At 46.6% G+C, this 18,658-nt stretch carries 21 protein-coding genes and 1 tRNA gene; 10 read left to right on the top strand and 12 right to left on the bottom strand.

The features are described 5' to 3' along the window. Positions 1 to 4 precede the first annotated feature (4 nt). The 3 genes from ACOGW3_RS14975 to ACOGW3_RS14965 form a co-directional block, all read right to left on the bottom strand. Entirely contained in the window at positions 5 to 349 is a 345-nt protein-coding gene (locus ACOGW3_RS14975) for an arsenate reductase (protein ID WP_419903718.1), read from the bottom strand. 91 nt (positions 350 to 440) lie between these two features. Continuing rightward, the gene (locus ACOGW3_RS14970; protein ID WP_419903717.1) at positions 441 to 1,133 is read right to left on the bottom strand and encodes a cyclic nucleotide-binding domain-containing protein; all 693 of its coding nucleotides are present in this window, start codon (positions 1,131 to 1,133) and stop codon (positions 441 to 443) included. 56 nt (positions 1,134 to 1,189) lie between these two features. Further along, the gene (locus ACOGW3_RS14965) at positions 1,190 to 1,837 is read right to left on the bottom strand and encodes an NnrU family protein (protein ID WP_419903716.1); all 648 of its coding nucleotides are present in this window, start codon (positions 1,835 to 1,837) and stop codon (positions 1,190 to 1,192) included. 259 nt (positions 1,838 to 2,096) lie between these two features. Between ACOGW3_RS14965 and ACOGW3_RS14960 the strand changes: the two genes are divergently transcribed. Beyond that, entirely contained in the window at positions 2,097 to 3,284 is a 1,188-nt protein-coding gene (locus ACOGW3_RS14960) for an NAD(P)/FAD-dependent oxidoreductase (RefSeq protein ID WP_419903715.1), read from the top strand. Position 3,285: 1 nt separating this feature from the next. Here the strand turns inward: ACOGW3_RS14960 and ACOGW3_RS14955 are convergent, their stop codons facing one another. Continuing rightward, positions 3,286 to 4,221, bottom strand: a complete 936-nt coding sequence (locus ACOGW3_RS14955) for a 2-hydroxyacid dehydrogenase (protein WP_419903714.1) — start codon at positions 4,219 to 4,221, stop codon at positions 3,286 to 3,288. After that, positions 4,218 to 4,631 (bottom strand): VOC family protein, encoded by a 414-nt coding sequence (locus ACOGW3_RS14950; RefSeq protein WP_419903713.1) that lies wholly within the window; start codon positions 4,629 to 4,631, stop codon positions 4,218 to 4,220. Before ACOGW3_RS14950 ends, ACOGW3_RS14955 begins: the two co-directional genes overlap by 4 nt. Before the next feature lie 102 nt (positions 4,632 to 4,733). On the opposite strand from ACOGW3_RS14950, the gene ACOGW3_RS14945 reads away from it, so the two are divergent. Then, entirely contained in the window at positions 4,734 to 5,666 is a 933-nt protein-coding gene (locus ACOGW3_RS14945; protein WP_419903712.1) for a LysR family transcriptional regulator, read from the top strand. Here ACOGW3_RS14945 and ACOGW3_RS14940 read toward each other — a convergent pair. Together ACOGW3_RS14940 and ACOGW3_RS14935 are read right to left on the bottom strand one after the other, a co-directional pair. After that, the gene (locus ACOGW3_RS14940; RefSeq protein ID WP_419903711.1) at positions 5,650 to 6,108 is read right to left on the bottom strand and encodes a hypothetical protein; all 459 of its coding nucleotides are present in this window, start codon (positions 6,106 to 6,108) and stop codon (positions 5,650 to 5,652) included. The genes ACOGW3_RS14945 and ACOGW3_RS14940 overlap by 17 nt on opposite strands. 146 nt (positions 6,109 to 6,254) lie before the next feature. After that, positions 6,255 to 6,339 (bottom strand) — tRNA-Leu (locus tag ACOGW3_RS14935). A 317-nt stretch (positions 6,340 to 6,656) separates the two neighbouring features. Here ACOGW3_RS14935 and ACOGW3_RS14930 point away from each other — a divergent pair. From ACOGW3_RS14930 to ACOGW3_RS14920, 3 genes are all read left to right on the top strand, one after another. Then, positions 6,657 to 7,160, top strand: coding sequence for a cold-shock protein (locus ACOGW3_RS14930; RefSeq protein ID WP_419903710.1), 504 nt, complete (start codon positions 6,657 to 6,659; stop codon positions 7,158 to 7,160). Between the two features lie 140 nt (positions 7,161 to 7,300). Continuing rightward, on the top strand, positions 7,301 to 7,882 hold the full coding sequence (locus ACOGW3_RS14925; protein WP_419903709.1) for a YqaA family protein: 582 nt from the start codon (positions 7,301 to 7,303) through the stop codon (positions 7,880 to 7,882). A gap of 22 nt (positions 7,883 to 7,904) precedes the next feature. Next, positions 7,905 to 8,417 (top strand): disulfide bond formation protein B, encoded by a 513-nt coding sequence (locus ACOGW3_RS14920; protein ID WP_419903708.1) that lies wholly within the window; start codon positions 7,905 to 7,907, stop codon positions 8,415 to 8,417. A 35-nt stretch (positions 8,418 to 8,452) separates the two neighbouring features. On the opposite strand, the gene ACOGW3_RS14915 is transcribed toward ACOGW3_RS14920, so the two are convergent. The 3 genes from ACOGW3_RS14915 to ACOGW3_RS14905 form a co-directional block, all read right to left on the bottom strand. Next, entirely contained in the window at positions 8,453 to 8,980 is a 528-nt protein-coding gene (locus ACOGW3_RS14915) for an HNH endonuclease (RefSeq protein WP_419903707.1), read from the bottom strand. 290 nt (positions 8,981 to 9,270) lie between these two features. After that, a complete protein-coding gene (locus tag ACOGW3_RS14910) occupies positions 9,271 to 9,948 on the bottom strand; it encodes an alpha/beta hydrolase (RefSeq protein ID WP_419903706.1) in 678 nt (225 codons plus the stop codon). Positions 9,949 to 10,070: 122 nt separating this feature from the next. Continuing rightward, the gene (locus tag ACOGW3_RS14905; protein ID WP_419903705.1) at positions 10,071 to 10,700 is read right to left on the bottom strand and encodes a DNA-3-methyladenine glycosylase family protein; all 630 of its coding nucleotides are present in this window, start codon (positions 10,698 to 10,700) and stop codon (positions 10,071 to 10,073) included. Positions 10,701 to 10,741: 41 nt separating this feature from the next. Between ACOGW3_RS14905 and gluQRS the strand changes: the two genes are divergently transcribed. Continuing rightward, the gene (gene gluQRS, locus ACOGW3_RS14900; RefSeq protein ID WP_419904064.1) at positions 10,742 to 11,590 is read left to right on the top strand and encodes a tRNA glutamyl-Q(34) synthetase GluQRS; all 849 of its coding nucleotides are present in this window, start codon (positions 10,742 to 10,744) and stop codon (positions 11,588 to 11,590) included. Positions 11,591 to 11,607: 17 nt separating this feature from the next. Here gluQRS and ACOGW3_RS14895 read toward each other — a convergent pair whose 3' ends face one another. Further along, positions 11,608 to 13,266, bottom strand: a complete 1,659-nt coding sequence (locus tag ACOGW3_RS14895) for an acyl-CoA dehydrogenase family protein (protein ID WP_419903704.1) — start codon at positions 13,264 to 13,266, stop codon at positions 11,608 to 11,610. 145 nt (positions 13,267 to 13,411) lie between these two features. Further along, a complete protein-coding gene (ccrA, locus tag ACOGW3_RS14890; protein ID WP_419903703.1) occupies positions 13,412 to 14,695 on the bottom strand; it encodes a crotonyl-CoA carboxylase/reductase in 1,284 nt (427 codons plus the stop codon). A gap of 212 nt (positions 14,696 to 14,907) precedes the next feature. On the opposite strand from ccrA, the gene ACOGW3_RS14885 reads away from it, so the two are divergent. The 4 genes from ACOGW3_RS14885 to ACOGW3_RS14870 all read left to right on the top strand — a co-directional run bounded on the left by ACOGW3_RS14885 (position 14,908) and on the right by ACOGW3_RS14870 (position 18,657). Next, positions 14,908 to 16,938, top strand: coding sequence for a protein meaA (locus ACOGW3_RS14885; protein WP_419903702.1), 2,031 nt, complete (start codon positions 14,908 to 14,910; stop codon positions 16,936 to 16,938). 188 nt (positions 16,939 to 17,126) lie between these two features. After that, positions 17,127 to 17,684 carry a cytochrome b gene (locus tag ACOGW3_RS14880; protein ID WP_419903701.1) on the top strand — a complete coding sequence of 186 codons (558 nt, stop codon included), beginning with the start codon at positions 17,127 to 17,129 and terminating at the stop codon, positions 17,682 to 17,684. A 24-nt stretch (positions 17,685 to 17,708) separates the two neighbouring features. Further along, positions 17,709 to 18,299 carry a YceI family protein gene (locus tag ACOGW3_RS14875; RefSeq protein ID WP_419903700.1) on the top strand — a complete coding sequence of 197 codons (591 nt, stop codon included), beginning with the start codon at positions 17,709 to 17,711 and terminating at the stop codon, positions 18,297 to 18,299. Positions 18,300 to 18,312: 13 nt separating this feature from the next. After that, the gene (locus ACOGW3_RS14870) at positions 18,313 to 18,657 is read left to right on the top strand and encodes a YceI family protein (RefSeq protein ID WP_419903699.1); all 345 of its coding nucleotides are present in this window, start codon (positions 18,313 to 18,315) and stop codon (positions 18,655 to 18,657) included. The last annotated feature ends 1 nt before the right edge of the window (position 18,658 follow it).

Genomic DNA, 18,658 nt, shown 5'->3' with positions numbered 1-18,658 from the left:
TCCCCTAAAGCCCAAGTAAGGCTTGTTCGTTTTTTGTAAAACCAACAACGACACTATCTTCTATCTCAAAAACGGGACGTTTGATAAGAGTTGGGTTTTCCAGCATCAAATCTCGCGCTGAACCTTCGTCAATCGCGCCTTTGATCTCTTCAGAAAGATTACGCCAAGTCGTCCCGCGCCGATTGAGTAGTTTTTCCCACCCAACAGACTTTATCCAATTATCGAGGCTTTCAGCAGAAAGTCCATTCACGCGGAAGTCATGGTAACTATGCGTTTTCCCTGCGCCAACAAAGGATTTCAATGCCTTTCGGCAAGTGTCGCAATTCTTAATGCCATAGATTTTAGTCATGAATTTAGCCACATGGTTATAGTTTCACGCCCCTAGGTAAACTGCTTACCCAAAAAAGCAAGGGAACTTCGCTTCGGGCAAAATCACATCACTAGTCTACACCAGCAGTTCGTTGATTCTGTAAAAGGATTTTCCCAGCGAGATCAACACCAATGGCTGCTGTTAATATCATTTGTAAATCCCGATCCTGCTTATATAGTTTTTCGACAATATCCCTTTGCCAAACAAGACATCGAGAAGGTTCACGAACAACTACCGTAGCCCCAGCGCTTTGCCTGGTTAAAAAGGACATTTCACCAACAAATTGCCCGGGCCCAATTTCGCCGATGCGCTTGTGCCTTACCGACACAAAGGCTTCTCCCTCAAGAAAGAGAAAAAGTTTATCTGGGCATTCCCCCTCAACAAGAAGAGTATCGCCCTTCTCAAGATCACACCACCTGGCAGCCGCAAAAAGCCTTTTAACAAAGACGCGGTCCATTGAGGGAAAAGCCTTGTCCTTAAGCTGCTGCTCTTCCATCGACAGACATGAGCGACGACGCTCCATGATCAATAGGCTTGAGTGAACCACATTGATGGCGACCAACAACATGTTGCCAGCAAAGGATAGCCACATGGGACCAGATTCAGGCATAAGGGCAGCTATGGCCATTGCGAGTTTAGCTGCAATGGTGAAGACCCTAAGCCACAATATATCGCTGATAACAAAAGCAATAAGAGTTAGTAAAAATCCGATAGAAACGAGGATAGCAGGTAGATTAGAGAAATTTTCAACAAAAAAATCCATCTAACAATCTCTGGTTGTTAAGATTAAGAGCCAAAGGTTACGGGGCGAAATTGTGACTAACTCGCAATAGATGACAGTGGTGATACCCCAAAAACCTGGCCATGATAAGTAAGAGCCAGACCATACATCACCACACCAATAGCAGGCCCAAGCACTCCCAATCGCGGCAAAAGGTCCTGAGGCGTGACCCTTAACCTTGTGAACGCGGGTACGTAGCCAGTTTGTGCCAAGAACTGTTGCACCTTTTCTTCAGCCGATAGTTTAGCCTGAACATCACTCCAAAGCATTGCCACAACACAGTAAATAGCCAAGCCACCAAAAAGGAATATCGCGGCGAGATCCCCGTTCACCAGCAAATGCCCAAAGCAAGCTAACGCAACGCCAGTAAGCATGGGATGACGGGTAATTCGCTGGGTTCCGCGCGAAACGTAAGAACTAACCAGTAAAGTCACTGATACAGGCATAATGACAAAAGTCTGAACCAACACTAATATTCTGATTGGCTGCCAATATTCGATGTAATCCATCGACGCGTAGCCATGCATAGCCAGAGCAAAGGCCACAAGAGAAAGCAGCGCAAAAACACCTTTGTAGGGTCCCTCCCCAAAACGTTTCGCTAGAGGTGTCCGTATAGATTTTGTTGCCGTAAGCAGATGAAGAAAGGCGAAAAGAAATAGCCCTCCACACAAAAGAATTATCCCCAACTGTACCTCCTCCTACCTCATGCAACGCTTTTTGTTGATTGGCATTTGATATTGAGCGTTATACCACAACACGAAGACGAATGGCTATTACAGAGCAAAATCAAGCACTTTATCCACCATCTCCACCAATACTTATCTCTTCATAGCTGCTCTGCTTTGCGACAGGCTTGGACTCGATGCAGAATTCGGCTATGACCCTGCGAGTATGTTGAAGCAGCCCTGATTTTGAAAAGCTCCTGGGCAAGCAAAGAGAGAACTGATGCAAGATTGGGATGTGATCGTAGTTGGAGCCGGTGCCGCTGGCCTTATGTGTGCGATTGAGGCTGGAAAGCGTGGACGAAAAGTCCTCGTTGTCGATCACGCCAAGAAACTGTGCGAGAAGATCCGGATTTCTGGCGGCGGGCGCTGTAACTTTACCAATATTCACACCACAGCCAGCGACTTCATTTCCAATAATAAACATTTTTGTAAGTCAGCTCTAGCTCGCTATACACCGTATGATTTCCTTGATCTCATGGCCAAATATCAGATCAAACATCACGAAAAAACACTGGGACAGCTCTTTTGCGATAACTCCGCACAAGAGATTATCGACATGTTGTTGGCAGAATGCCGTGACGCCAAAGTAAGTATAAAGAACCCCGTCAGCATTAAGGGTGTTCACCCTCTGCCCGAAAAAACCGGAATGCCAAACTTTTCTCTGGAAAGCAGTGAAGGCACGCTGACAACTCACTCGCTTGTCATTGCCACGGGTGGCTTGTCTATTCCCAAAATTGGTGCAACGGATTTTGGTCATCAGATTGCCAAGCAGTTTGATATCCCGGTTACACCGATAAGACCCGCTTTGGTCCCACTGACCTTGAACGAAGATGACAAGGCCTTTTGCAAAACGTTAAGCGGTATTTCCCAAGACTGTATCGCCTCGGTTAAAAAGCAGAGTTTCAGAGAGAACCTCCTGTTCACTCATCGCGGCCTCAGCGGCCCGGCGATCTTGCAAATCTCTTCTTATCTTGAGCCTGGAAAATCACTTTGCATTGATCTACTGCCAGGCCAAAACATAGAAGATGAGCTGACAAATGAGCAAAACAAGAAAAAATCTCTTACCAATGTTCTTGCACCATTCCTAAGCAAACGCTTCGCGCAGGAATGGGTTGATCGTAAATCCCAAAACCGCACTCCAGCGGATCTTGGTAGTAACAAGCTCAAGGCCATAGCAGACGGCATTCATAAATGGGTTATCACCCCATCTGGCGATGAAGGTTACGCCAAAGCTGAGGTCACGCTTGGTGGTGTCGATACCAAAGACCTATCTTCCGCGACCATGGAAAGCAAAACCTGCCCCGGCCTTTTCTTTATTGGCGAAGTCGTCGATGTGACAGGCCACCTCGGTGGCTTCAACTTCCAATGGGCTTGGGCCTCCGGACATGCCGCAGGACACGCGGTTTAGACTAGTATCCTGCAGTTCTCTCTACAGTCTTGGGCATAACTTCTGTCGCACGAAAACTTCGAACATTCTCCGTCACAATCTGCACTGCAGTTCCCGGATTGGTCGGCGCTGCAACATGTGGTAACAAAGTAATATTGGGATGCTGCCAAAGAGGGTTATCTTTCGGCAAGGGCTCTTGCGAGAAGACATCTAGAACCGCATGTGATAACTGCCCGCTATCCAAGGCGTTGATAACGTCACCTTCAACCTGATGACCTCCGCGACCAAAGTTTAGCAGCCCCGCGCCCTTGGGAAGTTGCTCAAAAAGTGATCTCGACAATATTCCTCTTGTCTCACTGGTTAGTGGCAAGAGATTAACCACGACATCCAGGCCCTTTAGAAAGTCCGAGAGCCCTTGTTGTCCAGAAAAACACTCTACCCCCTCTACATTCTTAAGAGAGCGGCTCCACCCCCTAACATTAAAGCCTAGCTGACTGAGCAATTGAGCAGAGGCACGTCCCATTTCACCCAAGCCAAGTATGCCGACCTGACGATCCACCGCCAAAGGCATATCGTGTTGTTTCCAATTGGTTTCACTTTGCTGAGAAACATAGAGAGGAAATTTGCGGTGTAACATCAGAGTATAGGTCGCAACGGATTCAGCCATCGATCTTGCCAGGGTGGGATCAATGAGGCGCACCAAGGGTGAATTTTCGGGTAGCGTTGGATCATCGAGAAGAGCATCAACACCGGCCCAAAGACTTTGAATCCATTTTAGATTAGGCAACGTGCTCAAAACCCCTTGAGGCGGATTGGCAACAATCGCGAGATCCACGGCCTCCTTATCCCTGACTTGATCCTGAAGAACAATGTCCTCTTCTGGTAAAGAGGCACGAAGAGAATTGAGCCACATGGTCTCTTCTTCAGACGGCACACTCGTCAGCAAAAGAATGCTCATGATGCAAACACCTTATCCAGGGACTTAAACCCCTTTATCTCGATTGGATTACCTGAAGGATCATAAAAGAACATCGTCCACTGCTCTCCCGCTTCTCCCTCAAAACGAACCGTTGGCTCCAGTACAAAGGAAATTTGTGCCGCTTTCAACTTCTCAGCGACAATAATCCAGTCTTTATACTCTAGTATCACGCCGAGATGTGGCATAGGAACCAGAATACCACCAACCTGCCCCGTAGCCTCTGTCTTGAAAGGTTCGCCAATATGAAGGGAAATTTCATGACCAAAGAAGTCAAAATCAATCCATGTGGGGGCAGAGCGTCCTTCTTCACAGCCAAGTACTTTCCCGTAAAAATTCCGTGCTTCGTTGAGATCACTAACATTATAAGCTAGGTGAAATAGGCTCTTCATCAAATCTACCCTCAAATTATAGAACGTTGAAGGATTTCTAGCACAACCTCAAAAGAACAATTACTATATTATTCTTCTTTCAAACAGTAGGATATCTATCTTTTGAATAGCCAATTTCTTGAAAGCCTAATTGCGGTATCTCAATATGGTTCAATTGCAGAAGCTGCCCGAGCACAGGGATTGACCCCGACGGCAGTAAGCCAACGGCTTAAAGCACTAGAAGTCCTTATGGATACTCCTCTCACCCTGAGAGCAGGAAAAACGGTTTGCTTAACGGAAGCAGCTAATCGAATACTGCCTCATGCCATAGAACTTCTTAAAGAGCAGCGTAATTTACTTGAAGCCCTCAATCGGAATAAGATTTCAGGACGGATTGAGTTTGGTGCGATTTCCACCGCGATGACGGGTATCATTCCCGGTACTTTAAAGTCACTCGGTAACAGCGATCATGATCTAGAGATAAAGTTACACCCAGGGACTTCTGCACAATTATATAACAGGCTGCTCGCAGATGAACTTGATGCCGTTGTCATTACTCAACCGCCGTTCCAAATCCCAAAAGGCCTTAGTATTTCAGAAGTGCACCATGAAGAACTTTGCCTTATCGCTGCTGTTGATTTTCTGGACCAGACAACAAAAAGCCATGAAACGCTCAACGGCAACATCCTGAGTGATAGCTTACACGAACAACTCCAACGACATCCCTTCATAAGATATGATCAGAGATCCTGGGGTGGGGGCTACGTAACGTCGTACCTGGAAGGTCAGAACCTTAGAGTAAAAGAGTTTTGTGAACTTGATGCCCTTGAAGCGATTACTGTTCTCGTAAACTCAGGACTTGGCCTTGCTTTAGTGCCGAACTGGCCCGCTCCCTGGGCTGAAGGCCTTAATTTGGAGAAAATAATAATCCCGATGCAAGCCTACTCGCGACAGATCATTTTATTACGAAAAAGAGAAACTGGAAAAGAGACTGCCATTAACTATATCTGGCAACATCTGCTTCATTCTATTCAAGTGGCTAAAACAGATACGTAAAGCCGATGAGAAGACTAACGCCGAAAAAAGCCACTGAGCAGATGAAAATGTAGATCGGGTGCCAATACAATAGAAGAGGATTTGTTTCTCTTTGGCGATCTGGATTCTTAATCCGGCCTTCAAAATAGAATCCGGGATCATAAAGCTTTAGGGCCGAATCGATATTTCTTGAGGTTTGAGAAGCTTGATGACGTCGTCGTCCATGGCGGATAAGCAAGAGGACAATGACCGAAAAAAGCAAGGCATTAACCAAGAGTATCGCCGCGACAATGTGAAGAGCAATGTCCTCCTGTCCAGTCATCCATCCAACGAGAATAAATTGCGCCGTTAAGTAACCAAATACGAGACGTAAATCCAGGTTGGCCATAAAGCGAAGTTGTTCGCCCTGTTCCTTGGCCAATTCTGCCAAAACATGTGCCTGTACGGCATCCAATTTTGCCATCCGCATTCTCCTCAACGCAGCAGAAACAAAGGGAATGTATTCCCAAAAGCATGAGAATAGATAATATTCGTTTAAGGGAGACCAAGGCTAGCCAAAATACGAAGTTTTTCGTTTTTTATACGGCTATTTTTTTAGGGAAAAATAAATGGTGCCCCCGGCCTGACTCGAACAGGCACATCCGAAGATACGAGATTTTGAGTCACGCGCGTCTACCAATTCCACCACGGGGGCACTGGGGGCGCATATTACTCATGCACACGGCTTTAGCAAGCCTCCTTTTTTAAAAAAATAATCATTCAAAAAGAAGACACATTATTTACACGCTAAACATGAACTTTTGCATTTAGTCACAAATTTTAGTAACCTGAGGCTAGAACTTAATCATTGATTAAGGTTATCATAAGATTAAACGGCCGCTTTCTTGGGGGGAAAATTTCGCTGAATGGCCGGTCCAAAATAAATAAATCCCCCTCATAAGCTTATTGGTATCTTCTCAGGAAGAAACCTTTGAGTACAACAGTAAGGTCAGTCCGGAGCAACCGTGCGCCATGTTGGAAACCAGTGTAATAGATCAAACTGAGAGTGAACTGCCTGATATTCAGGCTCGGGTAAAATGGTTCAATGCCACCAAGGGTTTTGGCTTTGTTCAAGCGGGTGATGGATTACCCGATGCATTTCTCCACATTTCCGTTCTCGAACGTGCAGGCCACAGATCTCTGCCTGAAGGGGCAGAACTCGTCTGCGACCTGACAAACGGAGACAAAGGCTTACAAGTCAAACATATTCACCGTGTTGAATCCATGCCAGAACCGCCACCGCCACCAGGTAGTGAAAGCGGGGAACCAACCATAGAAGGCATTGTCAAATTTTTTAATGCTGATAAAGGCTATGGCTTTGTTTCTCCTGATGATGGTAGCCGGGATATATTTATCTCTGCCCGAATTCTTGAGAGGTCAGGCATCTTTCGCGTTACTCAAAACCAGCGAATCAAGATGGAAACTGAAGATGGTGACAAAGGTCCATTAGCGACAATTGTGCAGATGCTCGAATAATAATTCGGGCTCCCCGCCGATATTTCCAGGTTGCAGCATCCGAGTTTTTACATTCGGAACAGATAATCTCAGTTCAAAGCTTGACCTGAGCTACGTTGTCCTGTTTTCTTCGCTTCCCGATTACTAGAAGGAAGCAAATAGTGTTTCGTAGCCTTTACAACTGGACAATGAACCTTGCTGCCAATCCGCATGCAATGCTCGCGCTCGCCTTGATCGCTTTTATTGAAAGTTCGGTTTTCCCTATCCCGCCAGACATTCTCATTATACCGATGGTTCTTGCGGCACGGGATCAGGCATGGAAAATTGCCCTCATTGCGACGATTGCTTCTGTACTCGGCGGCATGTTTGGCTACGGAATTGGCGCGCTGTTGTTTGATACAATTGGTCAACCCATAATCGATTTTTATGGGAAAGGCGATTATCTGGTCAAATTCCGTGACCTTTACCATGAATGGGGAGCCTGGATCGTATTTGGCGCAGGAGTCACACCTTTCCCTTACAAAGTCATCACCATTGCTTCGGGTGCACTTGATCTAAACTTAATCGTCTTTACAGTTTCCTCTGTCGCTGCACGTGGAGCTCGCTTCTTCCTTGTGGCCGGACTTCTATGGTACTTCGGACAACCTATTCGGATTTTTATTGAGAAGTATCTCAATATTCTCGCCACAATTTTCTTCATACTGCTTATTGGGGGCTTCGTCGCTCTCAAGTATCTTCTTTAATCCAAGCAAAATGAGAAATAAAATGGCCGCCATAAAACAAATGCTCACTGAAATAAGAACCGGGTATATGGCCTTGTTCGCAATAGTGTCCAGCGCACTCGTGCTGGCTGGTGCTCTTGCCTTTCAGTATATCGGCGGCCTTTATCCTTGCGTTCTCTGCATGTACCAGCGTTGGGCTTACGTTACAGCTGCTGGCTTTGCAGCCTTAGCCTGGATTTTGCGTAAAAATCCGACACTTGCCCGCATTACACTTGGTGTTAGCAGCTTATCTTTCATAGCAGGATCGGGCATTGCGGCCTTCCATGTCGGGGTTGAAAATCATTGGTGGGAAGGTACCAGTGAATGCCAGGGTGATGCCCTCGACTTATCCCTTTCCGCTGAAGACCTCGCCAATCAACTATTAAATCAACCTATTGTCAGATGTGATGTTGCTCCTTGGGAACTGTTTGGCATCTCTATGGCGGGATTTAACGTAGCCATCTCCTTAGGGCTCGCCATTATCTGTTCCATGGCTCTTCGTGGAAGAAACACATAATCGGAATCAGGCAAGGGTACGACAACAGAAGCCATTTATTGCAGAATGGCGCCCTCTGTTTCTCCTTCCAATTCAGTATCCCAATAGAGAAAATCTCGCCAACTTTCATGAAGATAGTTGGGGGGATAGCCCTGTCCGTTGGCATTTAGCTCATGAATACTAGGACAACGCGGCCAAGACATAAGTGGCATACGTGCTTCGCCTGGAGAACGCCCCCCTTTAGAGAGATTACAGGCCTGACAAGCCGTTACGATATTCTCCCAGGAAGTTCCCCCTCCCTGGCACCGCGGGACGACATGATCAAATGTCAAATTTTCAGATCGCTCCTGCACCCCGCAATACTGACACGTAAAGCCATCGCGTAAAAACACGTGAAAACGGGTAAACGCCGGGCGGCGATCCATATTGACGTAGTCTTTCAACGCAACAACGCTCGGCAGGCGCATTTGAAATGATGGGGAATGGATCTCGTGGTCGTATTCAGAAACAATATGGACACGCCCAAGAAACACAGCTTTGACAGCATCCTGCCAAGACAAGAGGGAGAGTGGAAAATAACTCATCGGCCTAAAGTCAGCATTGAGAACTAAGACCGGATTGGCAGAAAAGGAAACCACGTTTTACCTCCGTGGGTTCTTACACACCTATGGTTAACGATACGATTGTATCTACTTATAAATAGTGAATATATCCTCATCATACAACATTTTGTGTACACGTAACAAAAGAAACACAAAATTAAGATTCAACTGTCACATTATTTTCATTGAAATCCTTACGTGAAAAACACAAAAAAGGCCGCTCCACATACGTGAAAAGCAGCCTCAAATAGTTGCGCTGACCGGAATAAAACTTAAGCCTCTTCGAGAGGACTATAACCCAACGTCTCCATAGCAAAGCCAACACCCATCCTAATGCCATTTTCATCGATACCGTGACCAAGTTTAGAAATCATCTGCTGATAAACAGTAATTTCATGCTCCATCATGGTCTTTACCGCTGCGGGTAAAGCCTCAGGGGGAACCACTTCATCTACATCACCGTGAATAGCCAGAACAGGACACCGACTTTTCAGTTCATCCTTGAGCAGCTCAGAAGCAACCAGCATCCCTGAAAAACACATCATTCCCGCAAAAGGCTCTTTCTGACGGAAGCCGATGTGATAAGTCATCATCGCCCCTTGAGAAAAGCCCATCAGGAGAACTCTGTCAGCTGAGAGATTATAATGTGCCATTTCCTTGGCAATATAAGCTTCGATGATCGGAGCTGCTTTTTGGATACCATCAAGAATGAGGTCTTGATCTCTACTCTGCAGACTAAACCATTGGCGCCCCATAGGGGCCATATCACAGGGCTGATGTGCATCTGGAGAAACAATAGCAGCATTGGGAAGGACATTCGCAAAGTATGGGGCAAGCCCGATCAAGTCCTGACCATCAGCGCCCAAACCGTGCAACATAACTATTAGCTCTTTTGCTGGCCCACCCGAGCTCGGCTCGTGACGTGGTCCAGATAAAGTTACCTCTGACATTTATCATGCCCCCCATGTATAACCATTTAACATTACACGATTAATTTTGCCGGGTCACTAATTTTAGCCAATTGGTTAATAAATATTCAATAAAGGGCACAATTACCCTTATCCAACAGAGATCAGGCGACCCCTGCATGGTGATAATAGTGCCATAAGAAACGAGCACCAGCACTTCTGTATGGCCGCCAAGCCTCTGATAATTCATACATTTCTTTGGCGCTTGGCCGATCTTTCAACCCCTTGAGGTGCTTCATCCCCTCTTGCAATGCCAGATCAGCCGCCGGCATCACGTCTTGGCGTTGTAAGGCGAACAAAAGGTAGACTTCGCAAGTCCAGCGACCAACTCCCTTCACCTGAATAAGGTTTTCGATCACATCATCATCAGGTAACTCAGCAAGCTGGTCGAGATTTAATCGTCCCTCCGATACGTCTGACGCCAAACCTCTTGCGTAACGTTGCTTGGGACGACTTAATCCAGCCGCTTTCATACCTTCATCATCAAGAGCGAGAATGTTTTCCGGCGTTATTTCCCCAACCTGCCCCAATAATCGCGCCAATATTGCCCGCGCCGATTGCACGGATACCTGTTGAGAGATAATCATGCGGATGAGACCATCAAATCCAGGGTCTTGCGATCGAACAGGTGGTAAGCCGCATTCTCTATAGGCACTTGCCATGTCCGGGTCTTTCAAGGAAAGAGCTTCAAGTGCCGGACGCAAACTCTCGTCTGGAATTTTTAGATCACTCACGACTGGACATTTCCCCTTATCTCGTTACACATTTCATTACCATGACCTTAGCCGAGCCAGCAGTTATTCGTTTCGCCCCCTCCCCCAGTGGATATCTCCACTTGGGGCATGCATACTCAGCGCTCTTTTCCTGGGCGCAAGCTCAGAAACTAAACGGGCGTTTTTTGTTACGCATAGAAGATATCGACACCACACGGTGCCGCAAGTCTTTTGAAGAAGCGATCTATACGGATCTCAAATGGCTGGGTTTAAAATGGGAAGAACCTGTCCGAATTCAATCCAGACATATGGATGATTACAAAGGCGCCCTACAAAGACTGGACGACAAGAACTTAATATATCCCTGTTTTTGCACCCGAAAAGAAATCCAGGCAGAAATACTACGATCCGGCAAAGCGCCACATGGGCCAGAAGGACACATTTACCCAGGCATTTGTCGCAATTTATCTTCGGCTCAAAGTGAAGAAAAAATCACTCTGGGACAAAGTTACGCTCTACGCCTCAAAATGGATAAAGCCATAGACTTAACAGGGCCGCTTACATGGCAGGATCTCGCAGTAGGCACAATCGAAGCCACCCCTGAAAGATTCGGGGATGTCGTCCTTGCCCGTAAAGACATCAATACAAGCTACCATTTATCGGTCACGATAGACGATGCGCTTCAAAACGTGAACTGCGTCACCAGAGGCAAAGACCTTTTTGAAGCGACCCATATTCATCGACTGCTTCAAGCCCTGCTCGAACTTCCCGTGCCAACATGGCATCATCACGACCTTATCTGCGATGAAAAGGGTAATCGTTTAGCAAAACGGCACAATGCGCTTGCAATTCGAGAGCTCAGAGAACGGGGGCACTCTCCTCAAGAGGTTGCGGCGATGGCGGGTATTTAAATTTTAAATCTTTGAAGTCAATTACGCCCTGCAAGCAGTCCTCTCGCAATTACCTGGGCCTGTATTTCTGCAGCCCCTTCAAAAATATTCAAAATACGCGCATCACAGAGTACCCGACTGATCTTGTACTCTTCAGCATAGCCATTTCCACCGTGAATTTGCAGGGCGTTATCCGCATTAGACCACGCCACACGCGCCCCTAACAGTTTCGCCATACCGGCCTCGATATCACACCGGCGATCAGAATCCTTTTCCCGGGCTGATGCATATGTGAGCTGACGGGCAACCATGGTCTCCACAGCCATCCAGACAAGCTTCCCAAAGACCCGCGGGAAGCTATATAGTGGTTTTCCAAATTGGATACGATCATGGGCGTATTGCATACCCAACTCCATGGCACATTGTGCTACACCTACCGCACGTGCCGCCGTTTGTATCCGGGCGGATTCAAAAGTCGCCATCAACTGCTTAAAGCCCTGCCCTTCTTCCGCACCCAGTAGATTTTCCGACTTCACTTCGAAACCATCAAAACCAAGCTCATACTCTTTCATCCCACGGTAGCCCAGGACTTTGATCTCGCCACCGCTCATCCCCTCAGCAGGGAAATCGTTATTGTCATTGCCTCGGGGTTTTTCAGCAATAAACATAGATAACCCTTTATAACCGGGCTCATCAGTATTTGTTCGTGCCAGTAGCGTCATAATATCACTGCGTGCCGCATGGGTGATCCAGGTTTTGTTGCCTGTAACCTTATAGACATCCCCCTCTTTAACCGCTCGGGTTCTGAGGGAACCAAGATCTGATCCTGTATTGGGTTCTGTGAACACAGCCGTTGGCAATATCTCGCCAACCGAAATTCGGGGTAACCAGTGCTGTTTCTGCTCCTCGGTACCACCCAGTCGAATAAGCTCTGCCGCAATCTCAGATCGTGTCCCCAAAGATCCAAGACCAATATAACCACGGGATAATTCTTCGGTAACCACGCACATGGCGGTCTTTCCCATCCCCAGGCCACCGTATTCCTCTGGAACGGTTAACCCGAAAATACCTAGCTCTGCCAATTGCTCGACAACCTCTATCGGGATTAATTCGTCCTTCAAGTGCCAGTCGTGCGCCGCATCGGCATGATCATCTGCAAATTTTTGAAATTGATCGCGTACCATCTCCAGCGTCTCGTCACCCAGGCCAAGGGCGCCAAAATTTTTGGTCGCCATGCTATCGACCAAACAAGCCGCGAGAAGCTTTTTGTTTTCAGTCGTATTCCCTGAGTCGATCAGAGAGATGACTTCTTCGGTCTGGAAGGCGAAAACGACATCTTGATCCACACCCAAATCACTGGGCCTGACAATCTCAACCTGACTTATGGCAATCCCCCCACTCATCTGAGAGAGGTACTCGCCAAAAGAAATCTGTAAAATCAGATTTTCTGTTTCACCATAGACATTTTCATCTTTTAACCGACGCGCCCAGACAAGCATGTTCTCCAATGCGGAAACATATGTCGCAAGCCAGGCATAACCATGAGCTGCCAGCTGATGTTCTTCCAGCAGGGCTGCATCTATCCGGTCATCACGGCTTATGAGTTCAGAGACGGATTTACGCGCCTTTTCAAGCAAGAGCCCCGCAGCTTCAACAGCTTTATCACATTTGGAAAACAGAACTAGATCGTCAGACATGCCTTTAGCCCTTGGAAACATACAACAAATTTTATCATTAACTTCAAATGTTATCCGGTAGGAAAAGCTCTCCAGTAGTGATCAACAACTAGCTTTTTAGAGCTGATCCTAAATGGTGAACATTCCTACCGGCAACAGGGAACAACTAAGCATCAATAACGTCTTCCAGAGTACGCAACCCTGGTCGTTTTGATTGCACAAGAACAGCCATATTTCCTGGCTTATGTTCATTGTTCAGCATTTTTGTATGTGCTCTTGGGATATCATCCCAAGAGAATACTTCTGACATGCAGGGATCAATACGTTGCTCGATAACAAGCTGATTTGCCTGCGAAGCCTGCTTGAGGTTGGCAAAGTGGCTGCCTTGAATTCGCTTTTGACGCATCCAGACGAAACGAGCATCAAAGGTCAGGTTAAAACCTGTTGTACCAGCACAGAAGACGACCATACCCCCACGCTTTACAATATTACAGCTTACCGGGAAGGTTTGTTCACCAGGGTGTTCAAAGACAAAATCCACATCATTACCTTTGCCGGTAATATCCCAGATTGCTTTCCCAAATTTGCGGACTTCTTTCATGTAATCTTTGTAGCCATCGACGTCATTAACCTCTGGCAGACGCCCCCAACAGTCAAAATCGCGTCGATTAATAACACCCTTTGCGCCCAGGGAGAGAACAAAGTCACGCTTGGTTTCATCGGAAATAACCCCAATCGCATTGGCACCGGCCGTGGAAATCAGCTGGATCGCCATGGAGCCTAAACCGCCAGATGCCCCCCAAACCAAAACATTATGTCCCGGGCGAAGAATATGTGGACGATGACCAAACAGCATTCTGTAAGCGGTTGCCAAGGTCAGGGTGTAACAGGCTGATTCTTCCCAGGTCAGGTGACGGGGACGATGCATAAGTTGCTGGGACTGGACACGTGTGAACTGTGCAAACGATCCATCTGATGTTTCATAACCCCATATACGCTGGGAAGAAGAAAACATGGGATCACCACCATTACACTCTTCATCATCCCCGTCATCCTGATTACAGTGAACAATAACTTCGTCACCAACCTTCCAACGGGTTACTTTCGAACCTACCGCCCAAACAATGCCAGAAGCATCTGATCCTGCAATATGATAGGGGTCACCATGAACATCGAAAGGAGAAATTGGCTTACCGAGGCCAGCCCATACGCCGTTGTAGTTCACACCAGCAGCCATAACCAGAATTAGGACCTCGTTGTTTTCCAACTTTGGAACGTCAACCACTTCGATTTGCATAGCCTGTTCAGGCTCACCATGTCGCTCTCTTCGGATCGCCCAAGCGTACATTTGCTTGGGGACATGCCCCATGGGAGGAATCTCACCTACTTCGTATAAATCTTTTTTTTCCTGGTGAACCGTGATGTCCACAACTTTTGCCGTATCACTCATCGTAGCCTTTCCCCATTTATGCCACCTTTTGATGGTCTTTCAGTCGCCCGGAGAGGCAAAACTTCATCTCTGTTGAAAATTAGTTTAACGAGAGTTGATTATTTTGCAATGCACAATTATTATGTTTTTGCGATAACGAATAATATATAGTAATTTTATGTCGAAATATGGCATAAATAGTGACAATAAAAATAAAATTAGGGAAAACGGGAATGTCAGAAGAACAACAAACACCTACCAACAACGCAGGTGCAGCAAAAACATCATCCCCTGACCGTCCCTGGTTATTTCGCACATATGCTGGCCACTCTACTGCGGCAACATCGAACGCTCTTTACAAAAATAATCTCAGCAAAGGCCAGACTGGCCTTTCAGTTGCGTTCGATCTGCCCACACAAACCGGGTACGATTCGGACCACGTACTTTCTCGTGGCGAGGTCGGCAAGGTTGGGGTCCCTATTTCCCATCTAGGTGATATGGAAACTCTCTTCCATGATATCCCCCTGGACCAGATGAACACGTCGATGACAATCAATGCGACAGCCCCTTGGTTGCTAGCCCTCTACATCGCTTGTGCTGAAAAACAGGGCGTCCCCAGAGAGAAATTATCTGGAACAACACAGAATGATCTAATTAAAGAATATCTTTCACGCGGGACCTATATTTACCCCCCACAACAATCCATGCGACTGATCACCGATGTTATATCATTCACATATAACGAGGTTCCAAAGTGGAACCCTATGAATGTATGCTCGTACCACCTTCAAGAAGCTGGTGCGACACCGGTACAAGAACTTGCATACGCACTGGCCACAGCAATCTCGGTATTGGATTCGGTTAAGGAATCAGGCCAGGTCCCTGACGCTGATTTTTCCAGAGTTGTTGGCCGTATCTCATTTTTCGTGAATGCCGGGGTACGTTTCGTGACGGAGCTCTGCAAAATGAGAGCCTTCACCAGATTATGGGATGAAATCTGCCGTGAACGCTACGGCGTAGAAGAAGAGAAGTATCGGCGTTTTCGTTACGGCGTTCAGGTCAACTCTCTGGGCCTTACCGAGCAACAGCCGGAAAACAACGTTTATCGGATCCTACTGGAAATGCTTGCGGTTGTTCTTTCCAAGGATGCTCGCGCCAGAGCCGTTCAACTCCCGGCATGGAATGAAGCCATGGGCCTCCCACGCACCTGGGATCAACAATGGTCACTGAGAATGCAGCAAATCGTTGCTTTTGAATCCGATATATTGGAATACGGCGATATCTTTAATGGGTCTACTGAGATCGAAAACAAGGTCCAGTCCCTAATGGGTGAAGCGCGAGAAGAACTTGGCCGGATTGAAGAAATGGGTGGAGCAATTGCAGCGGTCGAAAGCTCTTACATGAAAGGCAAACTGGTAGAATCTGCAGCAAAACGATTCCGAGACATTGAAAGTGGCGAATTAACCGTAATTGGCGTTAATAAAAACACTGAAACGGAACCTTCTCCCCTCACAACAGGTGAGGATGATGGCTTTTTGAAAGCGGATCCGGAAGCTGAGGCCGAACAGCTAAAACGCCTAAATCAATGGAGAGACCTACGGGACGATACTGCCGTAAGCAACGCCTTAGCGGAGCTGAAGAGAGCAGCCCAAGAGAGCCAAAATATCATGGAAAGCTCCATCGCCTGCGCACATGCCGGCGTTACTACCGGTGAATGGTCACAAACTTTACGTGACATTTTTGGAGAATTCCGCGCTCCAACTGGTGTTGGTCAGGCTTCCAGCACTCAAAATGATCAACATTCACTTCTTAAAATCCAGTCAGACCTCAATCACCTGTCGGACAAAATTGGACGTCGCGCTAAAATGCTCGTAGGGAAACCTGGCCTGGATGGTCATTCAAATGGTGCAGAACAAATCGCCGTACGTGCAAAAGAGGCCGGGTTTGAAGTGGTATATGAAGGAATACGCTTAACCCCTGCACAAATTGTCAACGCGGCCCTCGAAGAAGGGGTCCATGTCGTTGGTTTGTCAATTCTATCTGGCTCTCACCTTCCTTTGGTAGAAGAGATCATGTCAAGAATGTCTAAAGCCGGCTTGTCGGATATCCCCGTTGTTGTCGGCGGCATTATTCCTCCCGAAGATGCTGAAGCCTTGAAGAAAATAGGAGTGTCAGCAGTGTACACCCCAAAAAATTACGACCTGACATCGATACTCGAGGACATCACAAAAATTTTGTCAGAATCAATTAAAACTGCGGCCTGAAATACCCAAGGAGACAACCCTACTCACCGGAGCAAAAACATTTTATAGGAGACACCAGTTTCACAGCGACAACGGACCTCACTGATTTGTGACTGTTGATTAATCATGACAATACCTATCTCTGGTTGAGCGACCAACAGCACAAAAATTAGCTATACTGACGAGAACCGGCGACAGGAACAGATGAGATGCAACTAAAAAACAGCCCCGACAAGTATGGGGCGGTCACAAAATTTTTGCATTGGTTCACAGCCATTTTAATCATTGGGCACATCCCTTTTGGGTGGTGGATGGGTACCCTCCCAGTAAGTCTGGAGAAAGTTTGGCACTACAATCTCCACAAATCCCTTGGGATCGTTATTCTGGTTCTCGTCTTGCTCAGAATCTTATGGCGCTACATTTCACCACCACCTCCCCCGCCAAACACAGTAAAGAATATTGAGAAGATTGCTGCTCATACCGTACAGTACGGACTATACGCAGCTTTGGTCGCCCAACCTGTTGTTGGCATCATTCATTCCTGGGCATCGGGGTATCCAATCGTATTTTTCAACAGTTACACCATACCTAATTTAATATCTTCAAATAAAACGATTGCAGATTGGCTCTCGACTACCCACTTCTTGCTAGGGTGGGGGATTGCAGCGCTTATCGTTGTCCATATAAGCGCAGCTCTCAAACATCATTACCTGGACAAAGACTTAATTTTGGTTCGCATGCTACCGTTTGGCAGGGTGCGGAACTGACTCTTTTTGAAACACGAGACTCATATGAAAATATTCTTTCGTATCCTTTTTTCCGCTGCATTGCTTGTTTTTGGCATTATGTTTTTGGGCAGGTCGCACGCAGATGCTGCACAAAATTGGGATTTGGTCACCAAGCAAAGCCAAGTTGGCTTTGTCGCTCAACAATCCGGCGCCGATGTAGAGGGGGTATTCGAACAATATAATGCCGAAATCTCCTTTGACCCCAAAGATTTAGACACGAGTCATATCCGAATTGAAATCGAGACAAATTCTGTAAACACCAAATCGAATGATCGTGATAAGCTTATCCGCTCAACTGCATTTTTTGATAGCACAAACCATCCCAAAGCAATTTTTGAATCCTTTCGTTTTGAAAACGTTCAAGACAACGAATTCATAGCTCACGGCAAACTAACGATGCGGGGAGTTACCAAAAACATAGACCTCCCCTTTTTAGCATCTGTTGATAGCAAAACCCTTGCAGCCTCTGGCGGAACTCAGATTTCTCGACTAGAATATGGTATTGGATCTGGTCAATGGCTGGACACAGCAGTAATAGGGGAAATGGTTCAAATTACCTTTGCCGTAGAAGGTTGGCCGGTAGGTAATAACTAAACCGTTTACATATATGATTAAACAGGTTGTACAGTTCGCACTTTCTTTAACAGTTATTTTCCTGTCCATAAGCGCACATGCTGCCGGTAAAACATTTACTATCGACCCTAAAACTGCCGAAGCCACTTTCAAGGGCTACTATTTTGGCCTCTCTTCGTTTAACGGACAGTTTAACGATATCAGGGGCACAATCTTTTCTGACCCAGAAAACCCCGGGAACGATAGAGTGCAAATTTCAATCGACACCTGCTCGGTCGACATGAATGACAAAGCCCTGTCCCTAAAAGTAAAAAGCGCTTCATTTCTAGATTGCACTAATTTTCCAAAAATTATTTTTGGCTCTTCTCCGCTTTGTTGAG

Origin of the sequence: Kiloniella sp., from assembly GCF_965205715.1 — a bacterium.
Classification (GTDB): domain Bacteria; phylum Pseudomonadota; class Alphaproteobacteria; order Kiloniellales; family Kiloniellaceae; genus Kiloniella.
This window is presented reverse-complemented; position numbering and strand designations above follow the sequence as displayed.

Bases quoted from the DNA above. Each gene is read 5' to 3' on its own strand.
- ACOGW3_RS14975 (WP_419903718.1), bottom strand. From the start codon at position 349: ATGACTAAAATCTATGGCATTAAGAATTGCGACACTTGCCGAAAGGCA.
- ACOGW3_RS14970 (WP_419903717.1), bottom strand. From the start codon at position 1,133: ATGGATTTTTTTGTTGAAAATTTCTCTAATCTACCTGCTATCCTCGTT.
- ACOGW3_RS14960 (WP_419903715.1), top strand. From the start codon at position 2,097: ATGCAAGATTGGGATGTGATCGTAGTTGGAGCCGGTGCCGCTGGCCTT.
- ACOGW3_RS14955 (WP_419903714.1), bottom strand. From the start codon at position 4,221: ATGAGCATTCTTTTGCTGACGAGTGTGCCGTCTGAAGAAGAGACCATG.
- ACOGW3_RS14950 (WP_419903713.1), bottom strand. From the start codon at position 4,631: ATGAAGAGCCTATTTCACCTAGCTTATAATGTTAGTGATCTCAACGAA.
- ACOGW3_RS14940 (WP_419903711.1), bottom strand. From the start codon at position 6,108: ATGGCAAAATTGGATGCCGTACAGGCACATGTTTTGGCAGAATTGGCC.
- ACOGW3_RS14930 (WP_419903710.1), top strand. From the start codon at position 6,657: ATGTTGGAAACCAGTGTAATAGATCAAACTGAGAGTGAACTGCCTGAT.
- ACOGW3_RS14920 (WP_419903708.1), top strand. From the start codon at position 7,905: ATGGCCGCCATAAAACAAATGCTCACTGAAATAAGAACCGGGTATATG.
- ACOGW3_RS14915 (WP_419903707.1), bottom strand. From the start codon at position 8,980: ATGAGTTATTTTCCACTCTCCCTCTTGTCTTGGCAGGATGCTGTCAAA.
- ACOGW3_RS14910 (WP_419903706.1), bottom strand. From the start codon at position 9,948: ATGTCAGAGGTAACTTTATCTGGACCACGTCACGAGCCGAGCTCGGGT.
- gluQRS (WP_419904064.1), top strand. From the start codon at position 10,742: ATGACCTTAGCCGAGCCAGCAGTTATTCGTTTCGCCCCCTCCCCCAGT.
- ACOGW3_RS14895 (WP_419903704.1), bottom strand. From the start codon at position 13,266: ATGTCTGACGATCTAGTTCTGTTTTCCAAATGTGATAAAGCTGTTGAA.
- ccrA (WP_419903703.1), bottom strand. From the start codon at position 14,695: ATGAGTGATACGGCAAAAGTTGTGGACATCACGGTTCACCAGGAAAAA.
- ACOGW3_RS14885 (WP_419903702.1), top strand. From the start codon at position 14,908: ATGTCAGAAGAACAACAAACACCTACCAACAACGCAGGTGCAGCAAAA.
- ACOGW3_RS14880 (WP_419903701.1), top strand. From the start codon at position 17,127: ATGCAACTAAAAAACAGCCCCGACAAGTATGGGGCGGTCACAAAATTT.
- ACOGW3_RS14875 (WP_419903700.1), top strand. From the start codon at position 17,709: ATGAAAATATTCTTTCGTATCCTTTTTTCCGCTGCATTGCTTGTTTTT.
- ACOGW3_RS14870 (WP_419903699.1), top strand. From the start codon at position 18,313: ATGATTAAACAGGTTGTACAGTTCGCACTTTCTTTAACAGTTATTTTC.